We start from the raw sequence: 17,124 nt of genomic DNA, 5'->3' as shown, positions 1-17,124 counted from the left end.
CGCCGTTCGACGGATTCCACAGCGTCACGTCACCGACGTCGAAGTACATGCTCATCGCCGATCCCCCTCTCAGCCGCCCCGCGGCAGACTAGAGGATCACCGTCAGCGCGCCTTGTGCGGTCTCCGCGACGCGGCCGTTGGACAGATCGGCCGACCAAGGAGACTGCTGACGTCGCCTCACAACGACATGATGAAGTCCAGTGCCAGGCCGGAAGGTGTCATCCAGTAGGTGACGCGGCCGCCGTCGTCGACCGTGAGCGTGTCGACGCCGGGCATCGGGAAGTCGATCGGGCGGCTCGCGGTACTGCCGTGCTTCCGGCCCTGGAGTACGACGCTGATGGTGTGGGCCTCGTAGGTGTCCCGCTGGCCGCCGCTGACGAGCAGGGCGGCGTTGGCCTCGTCTCCCGGAGCCAGCCTGGCGAGCGCCTTCGGGTCGCTCTCCTTGATCAGGGCGACCGGGGCCTGGGCATCGGCTCCGAGTTGTACGCGGGGGTAGCCGTAGACCGTGCACGTCTTGTTGCCGGCGTTGGTGACCGTGAGCAGGAGGTGCCTGACCTGGTCGCCTGCCTCGTCCTGGTTGGCGGTGGCGAAGGAGAGGTCGGCTTCGGCGCAGGCCGCGGTGCCGTCCGCCTTGGCCTCGTCGTCGCCTCCGTTTCCGGCTGTGCTGCTCGAACTGCCGGACGGCTTCGACGAACTCGCCCCGTCGGGCTCCGCCGAACCTCTCCCCTCCGATGGCGCCGAGCTGGTGGCACCGGGCCGGTTGGTCGCCTTGGAATCGTCAGGGCCATCGCTCTTGCCTGCCTCGCACGCCGTGGACGCGAGCAACACGACAACCGCCGCCGCCCCGAGGAGGCGCGACGTCCGGTTCCTTTGCGATGTGCGAACTGCAGCCTTCATGGTGCTCCCCCGTGGTCAGCTGTACGCGGCCGGCTCCTTGCGGCGTCCGGTCGTCCCGTTCCTCCGCGCTGCCCTGTTTCCGCAGGCCTTGGCCTTTCCCGCCGCGCGGTCAGGTGCTTCCGGATGAGAGCGTCCCACCGCGGTGCGGAAACCGAATCGAACCAGGGGGTGAGCCCGCGTAAACCTGTGCCGTATCCCTCAGCAAACCCTCGCCGTAGCGTCGGCCGCCACGGGCTTGTCCGGCGGCACTTGCCGGACAAGCCCGCGACCCGAGCAGGGCTCAGCGCTTCAGCGTGAACGTGAAGTCGCCGGAGAGTCTGCCGCTCAGCCGGATCGCCGAGACGAGTTTGCCCTCCATGAGCAGTCTTTCGACCTCGGCCCGAGACAGGCCGCATCCTTCAGCGATCAGCCGCACGGGCCTGACAGGAATCCGCGCCGCGAAGCGGACCGAGACGTCGAGCACCTCGTGGTCCAGGTGATCCGATCCGCCGGTGTCGAGACGCCAGGCGCTGTCCCAGTCGAGGGCGATGCGATTGCGGCGCCGCACGACCGGATCCTGGAGCAACTCGGCCGCGAGACCGGGGTCGTTGCCATGCAGCCGGTCCAGCAGTTCAGGTCGCAGGGCGCGCACGTTCACCCGCTCCAGGACCGTGAGCTTCTCGGTCTCCCCGCAGGCGGTACAGAGCACGAGGAGCCAGGCGTCGAGGAGCTTGTGGTGTGCGTTGACGCGAAATTTCCGGCTCGGCCGGAAGCGCTCGGACGCGCAGGTGTGGCAACGACGGCGAACGAGCGGTAGGCAGGTGGGAACGACCACCCAGCTTTTGAGCACAGAAGTACACCGGTTTCAGTGAGAAGTCCGCAGCAAAAAGGAGCGCGGCGCAGAGACGCGACGCGCGACAGATCAGCTCTCGGGGGGTCTCACACGGTGTACAACGGCACGTCCTTACCCAGACGACTTGGTTCGCAGCACGGTAGCGGCGCCTACGGCCACGGCTCCACTGCTTTTCGAGCGGTCACCATCCAACGCTCACCCAAAACCCGCCCCACAGGCTGGCCTTGGGCCAACGCGCCTTCGGCCGGGCTCACTCCGCAGACCTGGCGACAAACCCGCCCCCGGCCTACGCCTCGATGCGTATGGCGCCGCGCGCGAGCTGTCGGTCACCCTGATGTCCTGCACGCCCTGAATGTCCCAGGGCCTCGTCAACGGGGAGTCTGCCATGCACCACCTTGCCCCTTACCCGCTCCGCCGCGCCGCTCTCCCCCTCGCCGGCCTCCTGCTGGCGATCGGCCCCCTCACGGCATGCCACAGCACCGATGACGACAACAACCCGACGTCGCCGACGCAGGCCACGGCCAGCCCCTCTCCGACCTCCGACAAGCAGCCCAGTCCGACCGCCGCGCAGGGCACCGTTCCCGACCTGACCGGACTCACCGTGGCGGACGCCCGGAATCAACTCGCGGATCTGAACTACGGCATGGCCTTCACGGACGACTCCACCATCGGCGACGACTCCCTCACCGTGACCGCCCAGTCCCCATCACCCGGGACCCGGGCGAAGGCCGGTACCACGGTCACCATCACCGTGCCCGACCACTGAACCAGGCGGCCGGTCCCGCCGCCGCGACATGCGCGTCGCGGCTCTCGGCGGTCAGGGCAGCCCAGACGCCTGGGCTACGACAAATCAGCGGATCCCGCCCCGGTCGCGGAGACGGCGGCGTCCACCGGCTGTCTCCCCCCACCGTGCGGATCGAGGGCGCCCGTGCCTTCGTCGAGACACGGGCCGGAATCGAGGTACGGACCGAGATCTACGGCGCCATCCCGCCGGAGGAACTCGTTCCGTTCCGTGCGCCCTACGCGATCCTCGCCTGGCACCTGGCCCGACGCGGCTACGACGTGTCCGCCGACCTCCTCGGCGACGACCAGCCCGAGCGCACGGCGGCCTTCTACGCCGAGGACCTGACATGGCTCGGAAGCTGAATCCGCCACTTCCTGAGGCACTGCGCAAACGGGGCCGATACGTCACGAGGGCGCAACAGAACAATCGGGGCGGCCTGAAAGTTCCCGACGGGGGCACTCGGCTTTCTGCGACACCGATGGGTGCCGCACTTCCGAAGGAAAGAGAAAGCCGTGTATATAGGACTGGGTACCGTCGTCCTCATCATCGTCATCGTCGCCGTCGTCATGATGCTGCGCCGCGGCTGACCTTCCGCACACGCACCACCGCGCGGTCAGCCATGATCCGTAAGCGGCACAAGCGGCGTGAGGGGCAGGTCCGGCGTGTACGACTCAGCGCTGGGGCAAGCCCAGAGACGCTCGAAGAGAAGAGAGGCCACCCACCAGGGCGGCCTCTCTCTTTATGTCACCGGTTCTCTCACAGGAACCGCCACAAGTGGTCCGGCGTTCCGTTGTCGCCGAACTGGACCACCTGTGCGCTGTTGTCCTTGGACATGCGATCCACTCCGAGGACCTTGCCGCTGTTCTTGTTGCGGATGCGGTACCAGCCGTCGGTGTCGGCGATGAGGGACCACAGGTGGTCCGCGGTGCCGTTGTCCTCGAACTGGACGACGATCGCGCTGTCGGCCGTGGACATCTGGTCGACGCCCAGGACCTTGCCGCTGTGGCCGTTTCGGATCAGGTACCAGCCGGCGCCCTTGTCGACGAGTTGCCAGGCGTGGTCACCCGTCCCGGTGTTGTCGAACTGGACGACGCGTGCGCTGTTGTCGGTCGACATCCCGTCCACCCCGAGGACCTTGCCGCTGTTCTTGTTCGCGATGCGCCGGAAGGGGGGCTCCGGGGTCCACGCGTGGCCGTCGGGTGTTGCCGTCGGGAAGGACGTGATGCGCAGGCGCGCCGCGCCCATGGGAATGAGGGCGACCGTCTCCACCGCGGCGGCGCTGCGCGCAGGGCTCGGCTGGAGTGGGGCGATGACATGTTCGTCGTCCGCGATCCACTCCTGGATCTTCCGGGCCTGCGCCGAGAGGTACACGGGTGTTGCGGCTGGGGTGAAGGGCTGGTCCGGGACGGAGGCACTGGTCCGTGTGGGGGTGAGCGGGGTGTCCGGGAGGAGTCCGTAGTTCCAGGGGGTGGTGGCGTGGACCTCGTACGCGGGGAACGTCGCGTCCCCGGCATAGCGGTCGTAGCGCTCGCCGATCTTCAACGAGTAGGTGAGCGGGCCTCGTTCGACGCTGACCGCGTCGTGCTGGCCGGGCCAGTGGCGCAGGCGGGCCTGCTGGGGCAGTTGCAGACGGACGGTGTCGCCGTCGTGCCAGGTGCGATCCACACGCGCCCAGGCCGGGCCGTCGGGGGCGGCCAGGGATGTGCCGTTGACCTTGAGCTGGGGGCCGCGGCACCAACCGGGGATGCGCAACTGGAGCGGGAACTTGACGGGTTGGGGCGTGGAGAGGGTGAGGGCGACCGTGTCGTCGAAGGGGTAGCCGGTCTCCTCGGTGATGGTGACGGTCGTTCCGCCGGCGACCGTGGTCTTGATGCTGTTCGGTGCATACAGGGCCGCGGCCAGGCCTCCGTCAGCGCTCGCGAGCCAGAGTTCCTCGGTGAAGTACGGCCAGCCCATGCCGTAGTTGTGGGGACAGCACCGGTACTGATCCACACCGGCCTGGAGGGACTGCATGGCGAAGTCGTTCTGGAACTGCCCCTGTGTCTTGGGGCGGTTGTCGAGGTCGACGCTGTTGCCGCTGGTGATGTAGTGCAGCGACTTGCCGTCCGGGTCGAGGGAGGCCGGCAGCATGTTGAAGGCCAGGTCCTCACAGCGGTCCGCCCAGACCGGGTCCCCGGTGATGCGGGTGAGCAGCTCGTGGCTGGCCATGAACTCGACGATGCCGCAGGTCTCGAAGCCCTGCCGGGGGTCGGCGAACCCGGGGCGGTAGTTCTCGTCCCCGGCCATGCCGCCGCCGGGGAACTGGCCGTAGGCGTTCATCACGGTGTCGTAGGCCCGATAGGTGGCGCCGGTGAGGTCGGCGGAGCCGGTGAGCTGGGCGTACTGGGCGGGCTCGCGGAAGCCCTGGGCGATGTTCACGTTGTGCCGGCTGGGCGTCGCGCCGGTCCAGTCGGCCCCCTGGGTGTGCATCTTGGCGGCGAGGTCGAGCAGGAACGCGTCTCCGGTACGGCGGTAGAGCCACACGGTGATGTCGAGGCCGTCGCCCCAGCGGTAGGAGACCCAGCTCGTGTTGAAGGCGCCGGGTCCCTGGGCGTTCATGAAGCGCAGGAACCGGGCGAGGAACGGGACGATCCGTTGGTCGCCGGTGTACTCCTCGTGCGTGCGCAGCGCCTGCAGCAGGGGCAGGAAGGGCCAGAAGTCGGGACCGCCGTTGAGGGAGGTGCGGAGCGCGCGCGGCCCGAAGAAGCCGTCGCTCTGTTGAGTGGCCAGGATCGCGTCCACCCACTCCCGGGACCTGGTCAGCGCGTGCGCGTCGCCCGTGGCGATCGCCAGCGGTATGTATCCGCGGAGCCAGTAGGGAAGTTCCTCCCAGGAGTCGTGCTCCGGGTGCACCCAGCCGGTGGTGGAGAAGTCGAGAAAGTGGGAGAAGCTCTCGTATCTGCCGCACAAACCGGCGAGCTGCAGACGGAGTTGACCGGCGAGCCAGCCACGGGCGGTGACGCTGCCGGGCGGCAGTTTCCGGAACGCGTCAGGCTTCTGCGTCTCGGCGCGGAGCCGGGGGGACACGGCCGGGGCTGCGGCTGCGGTTCCCGCGAACGGGACACCGAGTGCTGAGGCGCCGAGGGTGAGGGAACCCATCGCGAGGAGGTGGCGTCTGCTCAGTGACATGCGGGTGATCTGCCTTTCGCGAGGGGTCGACTGGCAGTGCGACAACGTTGTCCGCATCGCGGGAAAACGTCGGATCATCCAGGTGCGGTTGTGGGACGCCCACTTGGTGGGAGGGTGGCGCCGCGGTCTTCTACAACGTTGGAAATTCTGTCGCCGACATGCATGACAGCACGGCCGGGACGGCCTGTCCAGAGTTCACGCACACCACGGGTCGCACCGCTCAAGTCCCGTGCACAGCAGCGCCGTTCCACGTGCGGCGGTTCACATGGCGACGGCGTCTGGGTGATCGGCGACGTAGTCCTGGACGACGGCGAGGAAGCTCGGGTCCGGCTTCAGGCCGAGCGTGGCAGCCCGCCGGCTGTCCAGAACGGACGGCCATGAACCGACGATGGCCTCGACGGCAGGGTCGGGTGTGACGGTCACCAGGTCGACGGCGGCGGCACCGCCCACCTTCCTCAGTGTGTCGAGCATCTCGGCGACGGAGACGGTGAGCGCGGGAAGGTTGACCGGCAGGCGGCCCGCCAACTTGCCGGGTCCGGTGCCGCGTTCGGCCTCCGCGACGCGGAGGATGCCCGCGATGGTGCGGCGCGGCGACGCCAGCGCGACGTGCGTGCCGGGATCCACGGGGCAGATGGCGGGCAGCTTCGCGAGCGGTTCGCGGACGATGCCGGACAGGAACCCGGATGCCGCCGCGTTCGGTCGTCCCGGCCTCACCACGACGGTCATCAGCCGGGCGACCCGTCCGTCGACGAAGCCGCGGCGGGTGAAGTCACCGAGCAGCTGTTCGCAGACGAGCTTCTGTGTGCCGTAACTCGACTGCGGTAGCGGCACGGTCGACTCGCTCACCGCGGGTGGCAGGGGCAGCGCCGGGTCGGGGCCGTAGACGGCGAGGCTACTGGCGAACAGCACCCGTGCAACGGGGCCGCCGGCCGACGACTGTGCGCGGGCCGCCTCCAGCAGAGCACGGGTGGTGTCCACGTTCGCGCCCATCCCGAGGTCGAAGTCGGCCTCGCACTCGGCCGAGACGGCGGCGGCCAGGTGGAAGACCACGTCGACCGGCGCCGCGAACACCTCGCCGAGGCTGTCGGTCAACTCCCCGTGCACGACGTCCACGAGCGGGTCGCGGGCCGGCGGGAAGCTGGAATCCGCGAAGCGGTCGACGAGCACCAGCCGGGTGATCGGCGCACCGCCGAAAGTCCGCGTCCGCAGCAGGCTCCCGACGAGCAGCCGCCCGAGGAACCCGTACGCCCCAGTGACAACGATCCTCATACGACGCCCTCTCATCCCGCGCGCACGGCCGCCCGACCGCGGACACGGCGGCGGTATCCGTCCCCCACCACCCGGCAGGCCCACGACGCCTGCCACAGTCCGGCGCCGAGTCGGAGTCCTGTCCCGGGTCCACGTCCGGATCCGCGTCCACGCCCTCGGGTATCCAGCAGCATCCTCGTCCCGCGACGAATCCACCACACCGCCCTGCCACCGCTCCCCGGGGAGACGCCGGTCACCGGATTGGTCACGACGTAGGTCGTTTGCCCGCTGGATCATGACCTTCTCTGGAACCCTGGCAGGTCTAGGCTCGGCGCATGACCTTGGAATGGGAGCAGCTCGTTGTCGACTCGGTGGATCCTGCGGCGTTGGGGCAGTGGTGGGCTGACGCTCTCGGTTGGGTTGTGGTCGACTCGTCCCCTGATGAGTTCGAGATCCGCCCGGAACCAGATCGCCTGCCGGGACTGCTCTTCGGCCGCGACGCCGGGAACAAGACGGTGAAGAACCGGCTGCACCTCGACTTCAGGCCGGACGACCAGGACGCGGAAGTGGCCCGTCTCCTGGCCCACGGCGCACGACACGTCGACATCGGCCAGGGCGAGCAGCCCTGGGTCGTGCTGGCGGACCCGGAGGGCAACGAGTTCTGCGTCCTCGGCCCGCGACGGCAGTAGGTGGGGTTCGGATCCGGCGCGCGTGCATGTCCTGGACGAACTACCTCCCGCGGCACGCTACGAACACCGGACCATGACGCACCATGGTCGGCATCGCGACAGACCTGTTGCTCCCTCTCCCGATTCGGTGGAGCGGTTGCGGCGACACAATGTCCATGCACTCCGCCTCGCGGCAGACCTCAGCGTGATCGTCGGCACGCGTCCGGCGGACAGGTGAGGCGATCCGCCTGCGGTGTCGGGCTGGAAAATGGTTGTTCGATTGTCGGAGTGCGGTGATAAACAGTCGGTGTGGCAATGACCTTGGAGTTCCCTGTTCTGCTGCGGATGATCGACGAACGGGCGGCCGCGTTCCGGGCCGTTGTCGCCGCCGCGCCCACCCTCACCGTGCGGGTGCCGACCTGCCCCGAGTGGACGTTGCTGGATCTGGTGCGGCACTTGGGCGAGGTGCACCGCCGCTGGGCCGCCACGGTCGCCGCAGGCCCTGCCGACACCCGCCCGGCCCAGACCGCTCCGGAGGGGGCACCGGCGGTGCCGCGGGAACGCGAGGCTCTGCTGGCCTGGTCGGCGGAGTCGACGGAGCAACTCCTTGATGCGCTAAGGGAGTCCGGACCGGACCGGGGCTGTTGGACTTGGTGGGGCGGGTCTCAGTCGCCGCAGACCTGCGGTGCCGTCGCCCGGCACCAGCTCCAGGAGGTCTCCGTTCACACCTACGACGCCCAGATCACCCTGGGCAGCCCCCAGCCCCTGCCGGAGCAGGCGGCGCTCGACGGTGTCGACGAGTTCCTGTCCACCTGCTGCTCAGGGCCTGACGCCTGGCCGCACGAGCCCTGCGCCGTCGACTACCGGGCCACCGAGGGCCAGTCCTGGCGCCTCACCCTCACCGCCAACGGCACGTCGACCGCTCCGCTTCCGATACCCGGCGAGAGCCCGACCGAGGCCGACGCGGTCCTCCGGGGTACCGCGGGCGACCTGGTTCTGGTCCTGTACGGCCGCATTCCGGTCAACTCCCTCAAGGTCGAGGGCGACGGCCGAATCTTCGACCTGCTCCTGGCCTGGGATCCGGATGAGTAGGTCGCGACGATGGTCGGCCACATCGTGCGGGTGACGCTCGCGCGCCGTTCCTGATGCTTGGGCCACGAACGCGTACGAGGGCACGGCAACGCTTGGGTGGTGGGCGAATCGGTTGACCTGCGAAGCGATTCTGTGCCTCCCCGGTCGGGCTGTCGTCGCACGGTGTCTCGCGACGACACGAGTGGGCGCTCGCTTTCACCGCGTGAAGGGGAACGACCGGGACATCGCGCCGGCTCTGACGGAGACTCGCCGCTATCCCCGTGTGACGGTCGACGTGATGGAGCCACCCCATGCTGCTCAACTCGTCCTCACTGCCAGCCGGACGGGAACCCCGTATCTGGCAGTGGGCGACATCCTCCAAGGCGTGAATCCGGACCCGGGAGCGGCCGGTGTCCGCGACGAATGAGGCCCCGCTCGGTGGCGTTTGGCACGGCGGTCGGGAAAGCTCGCCCTCATGGTCTCAGTGATACAGAACGTGGCGATCGACTGTGCGGACGCCTACGAACTCGCTCGGTTCTGGAGCGGTGTGACGGGGCGTCCGCTGCATCCGGAGGTCGGGCCGGGCGTCCGTGAGACCCAGGTGTTGCTGGAGCAGGGCCCGGTGCTGTATTTCCATCAGGTGCCCGAACCCAAGACGATCAAGAACCGGGTCCACCTGTGTCTGCGCCCTGAGAGCTCGCGGGATCAGGAGGTGGAGCGGCTGCTGGGACTCGGTGCCGCCTTCGTCGCCGATCACCGGAACCCCGATGGTTCGGGCTGGGCGGTCCTCGCCGATCCCGAAGGCAACGAATTCTGCGTGCTGCGCAGCGAGTCCGAGCGAGCCGCCATCCAATCCTGACACCCACGCACGTCCCACTGGTTCTGTACGGCGGAGATGACAGCCCCGCAAGGGGCCGAGCCCGCCTCACCCACCCGCCACCCGCTCCGCATCATCCGCCGAAGTCCCCCTGCGGAGCCAGCGATAGCCGTAGGGCGGGAGTTCCACGCGGAGTATGCCGTCGTCGGGGATCGTGAGGGCTGCGTGGCGGTCGTCCAGGAGGTCGGTGAGCCTGGTGCCGGGGGTGGGGTCGGGGAGGTGGAGGCGGGCGGTGACCGGGTGGCCGGCGAAGTTGTGGAGGGCCAGGACGCTGCCGTCGGTGGTGTGGCTGAGGTGGGCCAGGACCGCTCGCTCCCCCGTGTCGAGGAGGCGGTATTCGCCCCAGGCCAGTTCGGGAGCCTCCCGGTAGCGTTCCACGAACAGCCGGATGCGGCTCAGCAGCGAGTCGGGGTCGCGGCTCTGGTCGTAGACGTTGACGTGCTGGGGCGTGAACGCGCCGTCCGCCAGCGGGTTGGGGAAATTCTCGGGGTCGGCGGTCGAGAATCCCGCGCCGCCCTCCGGGGTCCACTGCATGGGGGTGCGTACGGCCTGGCGGCCCTCGGCGGAGAGGTTCTCCCCCATGCCGATCTCCTCGCCGTAGAAGAGGACGGGGGTGCCCGGGAGGGTGAAGAGCAGGCTGTAGGCGAGTTCGACGCGGCGCCGGTCGCCGTCGACCATGGGCGGCAGCCTGCGGCGCAGACCCCGGTCGTAGAGCTGCATGTCCTTGTCCGGGCCGAAGGTCTCGAAGACCTCGGCACGTTCGGTGTCCGTCAGCTTGTCCAGGGTGAGTTCGTCGTGGTTGCGCACGAACGTGGCCCAGTGGGCGTCCCGCGGGGCGGCGGGGCGTTCTCGCAGCGAGCCGGCCAGCGGCCCCGCGTCCTCGCGCGCCATCGCCAGGTACATCTGCTGCATGCCGACGAAGTCGAAACACATGGTGAGTTCGTCGCCGCGGTCCGAGTCGGGGTCGCCGAAGAAGCGTGCGAGGTCGCCGTACGGGAGGTTCACCTCACCCAGCAGGACCGACTCACCGTTGCGGCGGCCGAGGAAGGCGCGCAGGTCGGCGAGGTAGGCGTGCGGGTCCGGCAGCGCGCCGGCGTCGTCCTGCCCGTCCGTCTCCAACAGGAACGGCACGGCGTCGACCCGGAACCCCGACAGCCCGAGCTGGGTCCAGAAGCCCATGACGCGGGCTATCTCGTCCCGCACCGCGGGGTTGGCGACGTTGAGGTCGGGCTGCTGCTTGTAGAAGCGGTGCAGGTAGTACTGGCCGCTGCCCTCGTCGTACTCCCAGAGGCTTTTCTCGGCGTCGGGGAAGACCACGCCCTCGGGGCCGTCCTCGGGGGGCTCGTCCTGCCAGACGTACCAGTCGCGGTGGGCGGAGTCCCGGCCGGAGCGGGCGTCCTTGAACCAGGGATGGTCCTCGGAGGTGTGGTTCACGACGAGGTCGGCGATCACGCGGATGCCGCGGTCCTTGGCGGTGCGGACGAACTCGGTGAAGTCACCGAGGGTGCCGAGGCGGGGGTCGACGCCGTAGAAGTCCGTGATGTCGTAGCCGTCGTCGCGTTCGCGCGTCGGATAGAAGGGCATCAGCCACAGGCAGGTCACACCGAGCCGTACGAGATGGTCGATGCGCTGGGTGAGGCCGGCGAAGTCGCCGACCCCGTCGCCGTTGCCGTCCTGATAGGTCTCGACGTCCAGGCAGTACACTACCGCGTTCTTCCACCACAGGTCGGACGTACGGGTCAGACGCATCGGTACTCCTTCGCTGTGGCGGGGAAGGGCCGGGTGACATCGAGCTGGGGCAGGACCTCGGCTCCGAACGTGTCGATGAACGGGCCCTGTTCGCGGCCCACATGGTGCAACATCACGGTGTCGAAGCCGAGGTCGGCGTACTCCTGGAGCCAGGCGGTGTGCTGCCCGAGGTCGGAGGAGACGTTGACCGTGCGCGCTACCTGCTCGGGTGTGACGTGTTCGCTGACGATGTCGAAGAGTTCGGCGGAGTCGAGGTCCCAACTGGCCGGGGGTGAGTGGACGTTGGTCCGCCACTGGTCGTGGGCCAGGGCCAGCGCCTCGTCCTCGTCGGGTGCCCAGCTCAGGTGCACCTGAAGGTGCAGAGGTCCGCGGCCGCCCGCGTCCCGGTAGGCGTCGGCGATCTCGCGCAGCCGTTCCCGCGGGGCGTTGACCGTGATGAGGCCGTCCGCCCAGTCCGCGCACCAGGCCGCGGTGGCGGTGCTGCACGCGGCCCCGATGAGCGGTGGCACGGCCGGCGGGAGGGTCCACAACCGGGCCCGGTCCACGGTCACCAGACCGTTGTGGCTGACCTCCTCCCCGTTGAGCAGCGCGCGGATGATGTCGACGCACTCCCGCAGACGCGCGTTGCGGACGTCCTTGCGGGGCCAACGTGCGCCGGTGATGTGCTCGTTGGAGGCCTCGCCGCTGCCGAGGGCCACCCAGAACCTGCCCGGGAACATGGACGCGAGGCCGGCGACCGCCTGGGCGATGATCGCGGGGTGATAGCGCTGACCCGGTGCGTTGACCACGCCGAACGGTGTCTGGTCGGTGGCCTGGAGAGCGGCGCCGAGCCACGACCAGGCGAATCCGGACTCGCCCTGGCGCACGCTCCACGGCGAGAAGTGGTCCGAGCACATGGCGGCGGTGAACCCCGCGCGCTCCGCCCGCACCACGGCGTCGAGGAGATCCGCGGGCGGGATCTGTTCGTGCGACGCGTGTAATCCGTAGACAGTCATGGCGCGGCGAGTACCCACGTGGGGGAACCTCAGTGAGGCCCGGGCCGGGGGAACTTCATGGACCCGCGGTGACCGTGACCCCGTCCGGCCGTGCTGTGACCGCGTTCGGGGTGGTCGGGCGGCGTGCGGGACGACAGAGCGAGCTGTTCCGCCGCCCGAAGAAAGGGCCTCTCGATCGCGACCGTGCCGACGCCGCTCCGCCCCCGCCGTCCCGGCGACGTCGATGCCTCATCGCCGCCCCTTCCGTCCCGCCCGCCCCTTCCGTCCTGCCCGCCCTTTCTGTCCCCACCCGTCATGAACGGTCCCCGCGTCCACGGTGGCGGCTGCGTCGCGCGACCGCACCGCGCCGGACACCACCCGGGCGAGGGACGGTCCTTCCGCCGGCGGAGCGGATCTTCCGTACAGTCGGGTGATCACCCGCACCCCGGAAGCGGGTGCGCCTGTTGATCATGGCGTGAGTACCGCGAGCATTCTTCCGATACTGACCGATCCGAACACCGCCGTCGGTGACACCGACCGCGCGAAGGAGCCGGGCGCCAGCACGCCCGGCGACATAATCATCCGTTCCTGCACCACCATCGACCGGGCCCTGCGCATCGAGCTGCAGGGCGAGATCGACCACTACAGCACCGGGCCGCTCCGGGCGCTGCTCGCTTCGGCCGCCGCCCTGGGCTATGTCCACCTCAGCGTCGACACGCGTCACGTCGTCTTCGCCGACTCCGCGCTCCTGAACGCCCTCGACTGCTGGAGCCGCCGACAACGGCGCCTTCGGCTCGGTTCCCGCTCTCCCGTCGTCCAGCGTCTCCTGGACGCCGCACGTCCCGTCCGCCGGGCGGCGCCCCAGGGGGTGCAGGTGTGACGTCCACCCGTACGAGTGTGGGCGCCCGCACGCCGCGTTTCCTCGGCCGGTACCGGCCGCCCGGCCCTGACGGATTCGTCGGCCGGTGCCACCGGCATCGTCGAGTTCACCGCCGTCGTCACTGACCGGGCGACAGCGCACCGCCGGTCGGCGGGGCCGGTCTGCCTCCGCTGTCCGACCGTGTCACGGCCGTGGGGGGCAACGCCTGGTGTCAGGTGTTGCCCCCCACGGCTCCGCGTCGGCTCCGGTCAGGTCGTCGGTACCGCGTCGGTTCGGGTCTCCGCCGGCTCGGTGGAGTCGATGCCCGTCGCGGGCGGCTCGCTCGCCAGGGTGAACGTGATGCGGGTGCCGTCCGTGTACGCGGAGTCGACGAAGATGGTCCCGCCGTGGAACTCGACGATCTTCTTGCACATCGCGAGCCCGATGCCGCTTCCCTTGTACGTGTCCTTGGTGTGCAGCCGCTGGAAGATCACGAAGACCTGCTCGGCGTACTCGGGGTCGATGCCGATGCCGTTGTCGGTGACGGCGAACTTCCACAGGCCGCCGTCCTGTTCGGCGGAGACGTGGATCGCCGGCGCCTCGCCGGGACGGCGGAACTTGACCGCGTTGCCGATCAGGTTCTGCCAGAGCATGTTCATCTGCGTGGGATCGGCGACCAGGGTCGGCAGCTCGTCCCGGGTGATCACCGCACCCGACTCCTCGATGCTGACGCTGAGGGCGGAGAGGGTCCGTTTCATCACGGCGCCGAGGTCGACGCTCTGGTGGGCGTGGTGGACCCGGCCGACGCGGGAGAAGTCGAGCAGGTCGTTGATGAGGGTCTGCATGCGGTTCGCGCCGTCCACCGCGAAGCCGATGTACTGGTCGGCCCGGTCGTCGAGCTGACCGCCGTAACGTCGCTGGAGCAGCTGGGTGAAGCTGGAGACCTTGCGCAGGGGCTCCTGGAGGTCGTGCGAGGCGACGTAGGCGAACTGCTCCAGTTCGGCGTTGGAGCGCTTGAGATCGGCGGACTGCGCGTCGAGGCGTAGGCGGGACTCCTCGCTGAAGTCCAGTTCCCGTACGAGCCGTCGGCGCATGAACTCGATCTCGCCGCCCAGCCGCCGCAGGTCGGCGGGGCCGGTCGGGGTGATGGGGTGGCCGAAGTCTCCGTCGGCGATGGTGCGGGCGTCGGACCCGAGCTGTTCGAGCGGCGCGGTGATGCCGCGGCGCAGCGCCTCGAAGACGATGCCCGCGAGGACGACGATGAGGAGTGCGATGGCGGCGAACACCCAGTTCCGCAGTCGCGTCGTGGAGGCCAGGTCGTCCCTCGCCCGCGTCCGGTCGTCACGGAGTCGGTCCTGTTGGGCGGTCATCGCGGCCCTGAGCCTGTCGAAGTCCTTCTTGCCCGTGGCGACCCGCTCGGCGGCCTTCGGTGACGGATTTCCGGGTGGCGATGCGGCAATGGGCCGGGCGACCTTCTCCTGCCACGTCCTGATGTCGTCCCGCACGGCCTTCAGGTCACGGAGGCCGGTGGGGTCGCCGCGGAGCAGCTCCGCGAGCCGTGTGGTGTTGGTCTTCTGGTCGGTGAGTCCCTGGCGGTAGGGGTCGAGGAAGTCCGGTGTGCCCGTGATGCCGTAGCCGCGGATGCCCGTCTCCTGGTTGAGGAGAGCCGATTCCAGGCGGATCGAGCTGGTCAGCGCGGGCGACTTCACGTCCACGAGGTCGTCGCTGATCGTCCCCGTCCGCCCGAGGACCCAGGCTCCCGTCGCCCCGAGCAGGCCCAGGACGGTCAACGACACCGCCACCCCGACACGAAGCCAGCGCCGGGTCGTCCACTTGGACAGCCCCCGCGTATGCGGCAGCCTCTCGTCGCCGGTCATCCGCTGACACTCCTCCGTTGTGACGGCCACCCTGAAAGCGGCGCAGCGCACACTCTAGAGGGCGGTCGACAACGGTTGTTGTCGCGGGGGCGGTCCGGGGCCTAATGTGCCGGGTATGCCTGGCAAGAACTTCGTTGTGCCGACCACTCCGCAGGAGACAGCCGCCGTCGCGGACGCCGCGGTCGACGAACTTGCGCGGCGCATCGCCCACCGGCTCATGGAAGACCCACCGCTTCCGCCGACGGCCGACGATCCCACACACGCACTGACCCGGCTGCATGTACTGACGCATCTCCAGCGGGCCGCCGAACGCCTCCAGCGTGAAGCGGCCGTGGACGCCGCCCGCGCGGGTGCCGGTTACCCGCAGATCGGCGAGGCGTCCGACATGACACGCCAAGGTGCCCGGCGTCGCTGGCCCGGGCTCTTCCACCACTCGAACGAAGCACCCACGGAGCAACGGATGATGACCTCCCCCAGTCGCGCCTTCGACGTCCTGCTCGTCGAGGACGACGTCGCCGACGCCATGCTCATCGAGGAGGCCCTCTCCGAGCGCGGCGCCCGCAACCTGGTCCAGGTCACCGACGGTGTCGCCGCGCTGGAGCACCTGCGCGACCCGGACAGCGTGCGTCCCGACCTCATCGTGCTCGACCTCAACATGCCCCGGATGAACGGCCGTGAGCTGCTCCAGGTCCTCAAGACGGACGAGGATCTGCAGACCATTCCGGTGGTCGTCCTCACCACGTCCTCCGCGCCGGACGACGTCACCGGCGCCTACAGCAGCCACGCCAACGCCTATGTGACGAAGCCCGTCAACCTGGTCGAGTTCGAACAGGCTGTGCAGAGCATCGACGCCTTCTACCTGGAGACGGCGACCCGGTTGCCGCGTGGCGAGAGCTGACGCACGAGGCGAGGGAGCCCCGGGCCGCGGCGTCGGGCCGTACCGGGGTCACCCTTCGTTCGAATTTTCTGGTGTGGAGGGCTCAAGGCTGGGTACGCGCCTTCTTGCGTCGGACTCCAGCAGCCGGCGGCACGGGGGCCTGCACCGTAGGGAGGGGATCTGACATGACGGTGACCGCAGTGACGGAAGCACGAACGGCAACACTTCCGGAGGTGACCGACCCGTCTCGGGTCACTCCGAAGGACGCCCGTCAGCTGTCGAAACTGTTCTTCGACCAGCTCGCCGTCCTGGAAGAGGGCACGCCCGAGTACCAGTACGCCCGTAACACCCTGATAGAGATGAACATCACCCTCGTCCGTTTCGCGGCCGCGCGTTTCCGCAGCCGCAGTCACGACGAGATGGAGGACATCGTCCAGGTCGGCACGATAGGCCTCATCAAGGCCATCGACCGGTTCGAGCTGACCCGTGAGGTGGAGTTCACCTCCTTCGCCGTCCCGTACATCGTCGGTGAGATCAAGCGCTTCTTCCGTGACACGTCGTGGGCCGTGCATGTTCCGCGGCGCCTGCAGGAGGCGCGGATCCAGCTCGCGAAGGCCACCGAGGAACTCCGCAGCCGGCTCGGCCGTACCCCCACGGTCAAGGAACTGTCCCAGCTGATGTGCCTGAGCGAGGAGGAGGTCAACGAGGCGCGTCTCGCCTCCAACGGCTACACGTCCTCCTCCCTCGACGCCACCATCAGCTCCAGCAACGACGGTGAGGCCGCTCTCGCGGACTTCATCGGCGCGGACGACACCGCCCTGGAACTCGTCGAGGACTTCAACGCGCTGGCCCCCATGATCGCCGGGCTGGACGACCGCGAGCGACGCATCATCCACATGCGGTTCGTCGACGAACTGACCCAGGCGCAGATCGGCGAGCACCTCGGCGTCTCCCAGATGCACGTGTCCCGCCTTCTCAACCGCACCCTGGCCAAGCTTCGCGAGGGCATGCTCAGCACCACGTGATCACGACGCGCGTCCGGCGCGTACGGAAGTCGAGGCGCCCACCCCGCGGGGTGGGCGCCTCCGCCGCTCCCAGGACGGGAGAACGGTGTCACCCGGGTACCCGTCGCGGCGATGCGCGTCGCACTCTTGGGGCGTCCGCGCGGTGGTGGGCCAGGTAACGTGCCGGAGCGAGCGTACGCGGCGCCTGCGGGGGTAGTCGGCGGGAGACGGAAGCGGGC

At 69.2% G+C, this 17,124-nt stretch carries 15 protein-coding genes; 8 read left to right on the top strand and 7 right to left on the bottom strand.

The genetic code is table 11. The features are described from left to right. Window positions 1-177: 177 nt before the first annotated feature. On the bottom strand, window positions 178-828 hold the full coding sequence (locus ACIRQH_RS11385; RefSeq protein ID WP_404225348.1) for a DUF4232 domain-containing protein: 651 nt from the start codon (window positions 826-828) through the stop codon (window positions 178-180). Window positions 829-1,177: 349 nt separating this feature from the next. After that, window positions 1,178-1,726: a DUF1062 domain-containing protein gene (locus ACIRQH_RS11380; RefSeq protein ID WP_388932470.1), complete on the bottom strand. Its 549-nt coding sequence runs from the start codon at window positions 1,724-1,726 to the stop codon at window positions 1,178-1,180. Window positions 1,727-2,114: 388 nt separating this feature from the next. On the opposite strand from ACIRQH_RS11380, the gene ACIRQH_RS11375 reads away from it, so the two are divergent. After that, window positions 2,115-2,495: a PASTA domain-containing protein gene (locus ACIRQH_RS11375; RefSeq protein WP_358816086.1), complete on the top strand. Its 381-nt coding sequence runs from the start codon at window positions 2,115-2,117 to the stop codon at window positions 2,493-2,495. A gap of 143 nt (window positions 2,496-2,638) precedes the next feature. After that, a complete protein-coding gene (locus tag ACIRQH_RS11370; RefSeq protein WP_404225346.1) occupies window positions 2,639-2,875 on the top strand; it encodes a hypothetical protein in 237 nt (78 codons plus the stop codon). A 394-nt stretch (window positions 2,876-3,269) separates the two neighbouring features. Here ACIRQH_RS11370 and ACIRQH_RS11365 read toward each other — a convergent pair whose 3' ends face one another. Together ACIRQH_RS11365 and denD are read right to left on the bottom strand one after the other, a co-directional pair. Beyond that, window positions 3,270-5,681, bottom strand: coding sequence for a beta-L-arabinofuranosidase domain-containing protein (locus ACIRQH_RS11365; protein WP_404225344.1), 2,412 nt, complete (start codon window positions 5,679-5,681; stop codon window positions 3,270-3,272). A 261-nt stretch (window positions 5,682-5,942) separates the two neighbouring features. Further along, on the bottom strand, window positions 5,943-6,950 hold the full coding sequence (gene denD / locus ACIRQH_RS11360) for a D-erythronate dehydrogenase (RefSeq protein WP_404225342.1): 1,008 nt from the start codon (window positions 6,948-6,950) through the stop codon (window positions 5,943-5,945). Between the two features lie 314 nt (window positions 6,951-7,264). Here denD and ACIRQH_RS11355 point away from each other — a divergent pair, with 314 nt between their 5' ends. The 3 genes from ACIRQH_RS11355 (at window position 7,265) to ACIRQH_RS11345 (ending at window position 9,527) form a co-directional block, all read left to right on the top strand. After that, on the top strand, window positions 7,265-7,618 hold the full coding sequence (locus ACIRQH_RS11355; protein WP_358816082.1) for a VOC family protein: 354 nt from the start codon (window positions 7,265-7,267) through the stop codon (window positions 7,616-7,618). A gap of 288 nt (window positions 7,619-7,906) precedes the next feature. Continuing rightward, the gene (locus ACIRQH_RS11350; protein WP_404225340.1) at window positions 7,907-8,689 is read left to right on the top strand and encodes a maleylpyruvate isomerase family mycothiol-dependent enzyme; all 783 of its coding nucleotides are present in this window, start codon (window positions 7,907-7,909) and stop codon (window positions 8,687-8,689) included. A 454-nt stretch (window positions 8,690-9,143) separates the two neighbouring features. Beyond that, window positions 9,144-9,527: a VOC family protein gene (locus tag ACIRQH_RS11345; RefSeq protein ID WP_404225338.1), complete on the top strand. Its 384-nt coding sequence runs from the start codon at window positions 9,144-9,146 to the stop codon at window positions 9,525-9,527. A gap of 66 nt (window positions 9,528-9,593) precedes the next feature. Here ACIRQH_RS11345 and ACIRQH_RS11340 read toward each other — a convergent pair whose 3' ends face one another. Then, window positions 9,594-11,294, bottom strand: coding sequence for an alpha-amylase family protein (locus ACIRQH_RS11340; RefSeq protein ID WP_404225336.1), 1,701 nt, complete (start codon window positions 11,292-11,294; stop codon window positions 9,594-9,596). Further along, complete coding sequence (locus tag ACIRQH_RS11335) at window positions 11,285-12,289, bottom strand: TIGR03885 family FMN-dependent LLM class oxidoreductase (protein WP_358816078.1); 1,005 nt, start codon at window positions 12,287-12,289, stop codon at window positions 11,285-11,287. Before ACIRQH_RS11335 ends, ACIRQH_RS11340 begins: the two co-directional genes overlap by 10 nt. Window positions 12,290-12,743: 454 nt before the next feature. Between ACIRQH_RS11335 and ACIRQH_RS11330 the strand changes: the two genes are divergently transcribed. Then, window positions 12,744-13,148, top strand: coding sequence for an STAS domain-containing protein (locus ACIRQH_RS11330; protein ID WP_358816077.1), 405 nt, complete (start codon window positions 12,744-12,746; stop codon window positions 13,146-13,148). A 248-nt stretch (window positions 13,149-13,396) separates the two neighbouring features. Here ACIRQH_RS11330 and ACIRQH_RS11325 read toward each other — a convergent pair whose 3' ends face one another. Further along, window positions 13,397-15,004: an ATP-binding protein gene (locus ACIRQH_RS11325; RefSeq protein WP_404225333.1), complete on the bottom strand. Its 1,608-nt coding sequence runs from the start codon at window positions 15,002-15,004 to the stop codon at window positions 13,397-13,399. A gap of 115 nt (window positions 15,005-15,119) precedes the next feature. Here ACIRQH_RS11325 and ACIRQH_RS11320 point away from each other — a divergent pair, with 115 nt between their 5' ends. Together ACIRQH_RS11320 and ACIRQH_RS11315 are read left to right on the top strand one after the other, a co-directional pair. Beyond that, a complete protein-coding gene (locus ACIRQH_RS11320; protein WP_388932449.1) occupies window positions 15,120-15,902 on the top strand; it encodes a response regulator in 783 nt (260 codons plus the stop codon). 164 nt (window positions 15,903-16,066) lie between these two features. Beyond that, on the top strand, window positions 16,067-16,906 hold the full coding sequence (locus ACIRQH_RS11315; protein WP_358816074.1) for an RNA polymerase sigma factor SigF: 840 nt from the start codon (window positions 16,067-16,069) through the stop codon (window positions 16,904-16,906). Window positions 16,907-17,124 lie beyond the last annotated feature (218 nt).

The organism is Streptomyces sp. NPDC102279 (genome assembly GCF_044766365.1).
Lineage (GTDB): Bacteria > Actinomycetota > Actinomycetes > Streptomycetales > Streptomycetaceae > Streptomyces.
Note: the sequence above shows the minus strand (reverse complement) of the source record. Positions and strands in the feature narration are given on the sequence as shown.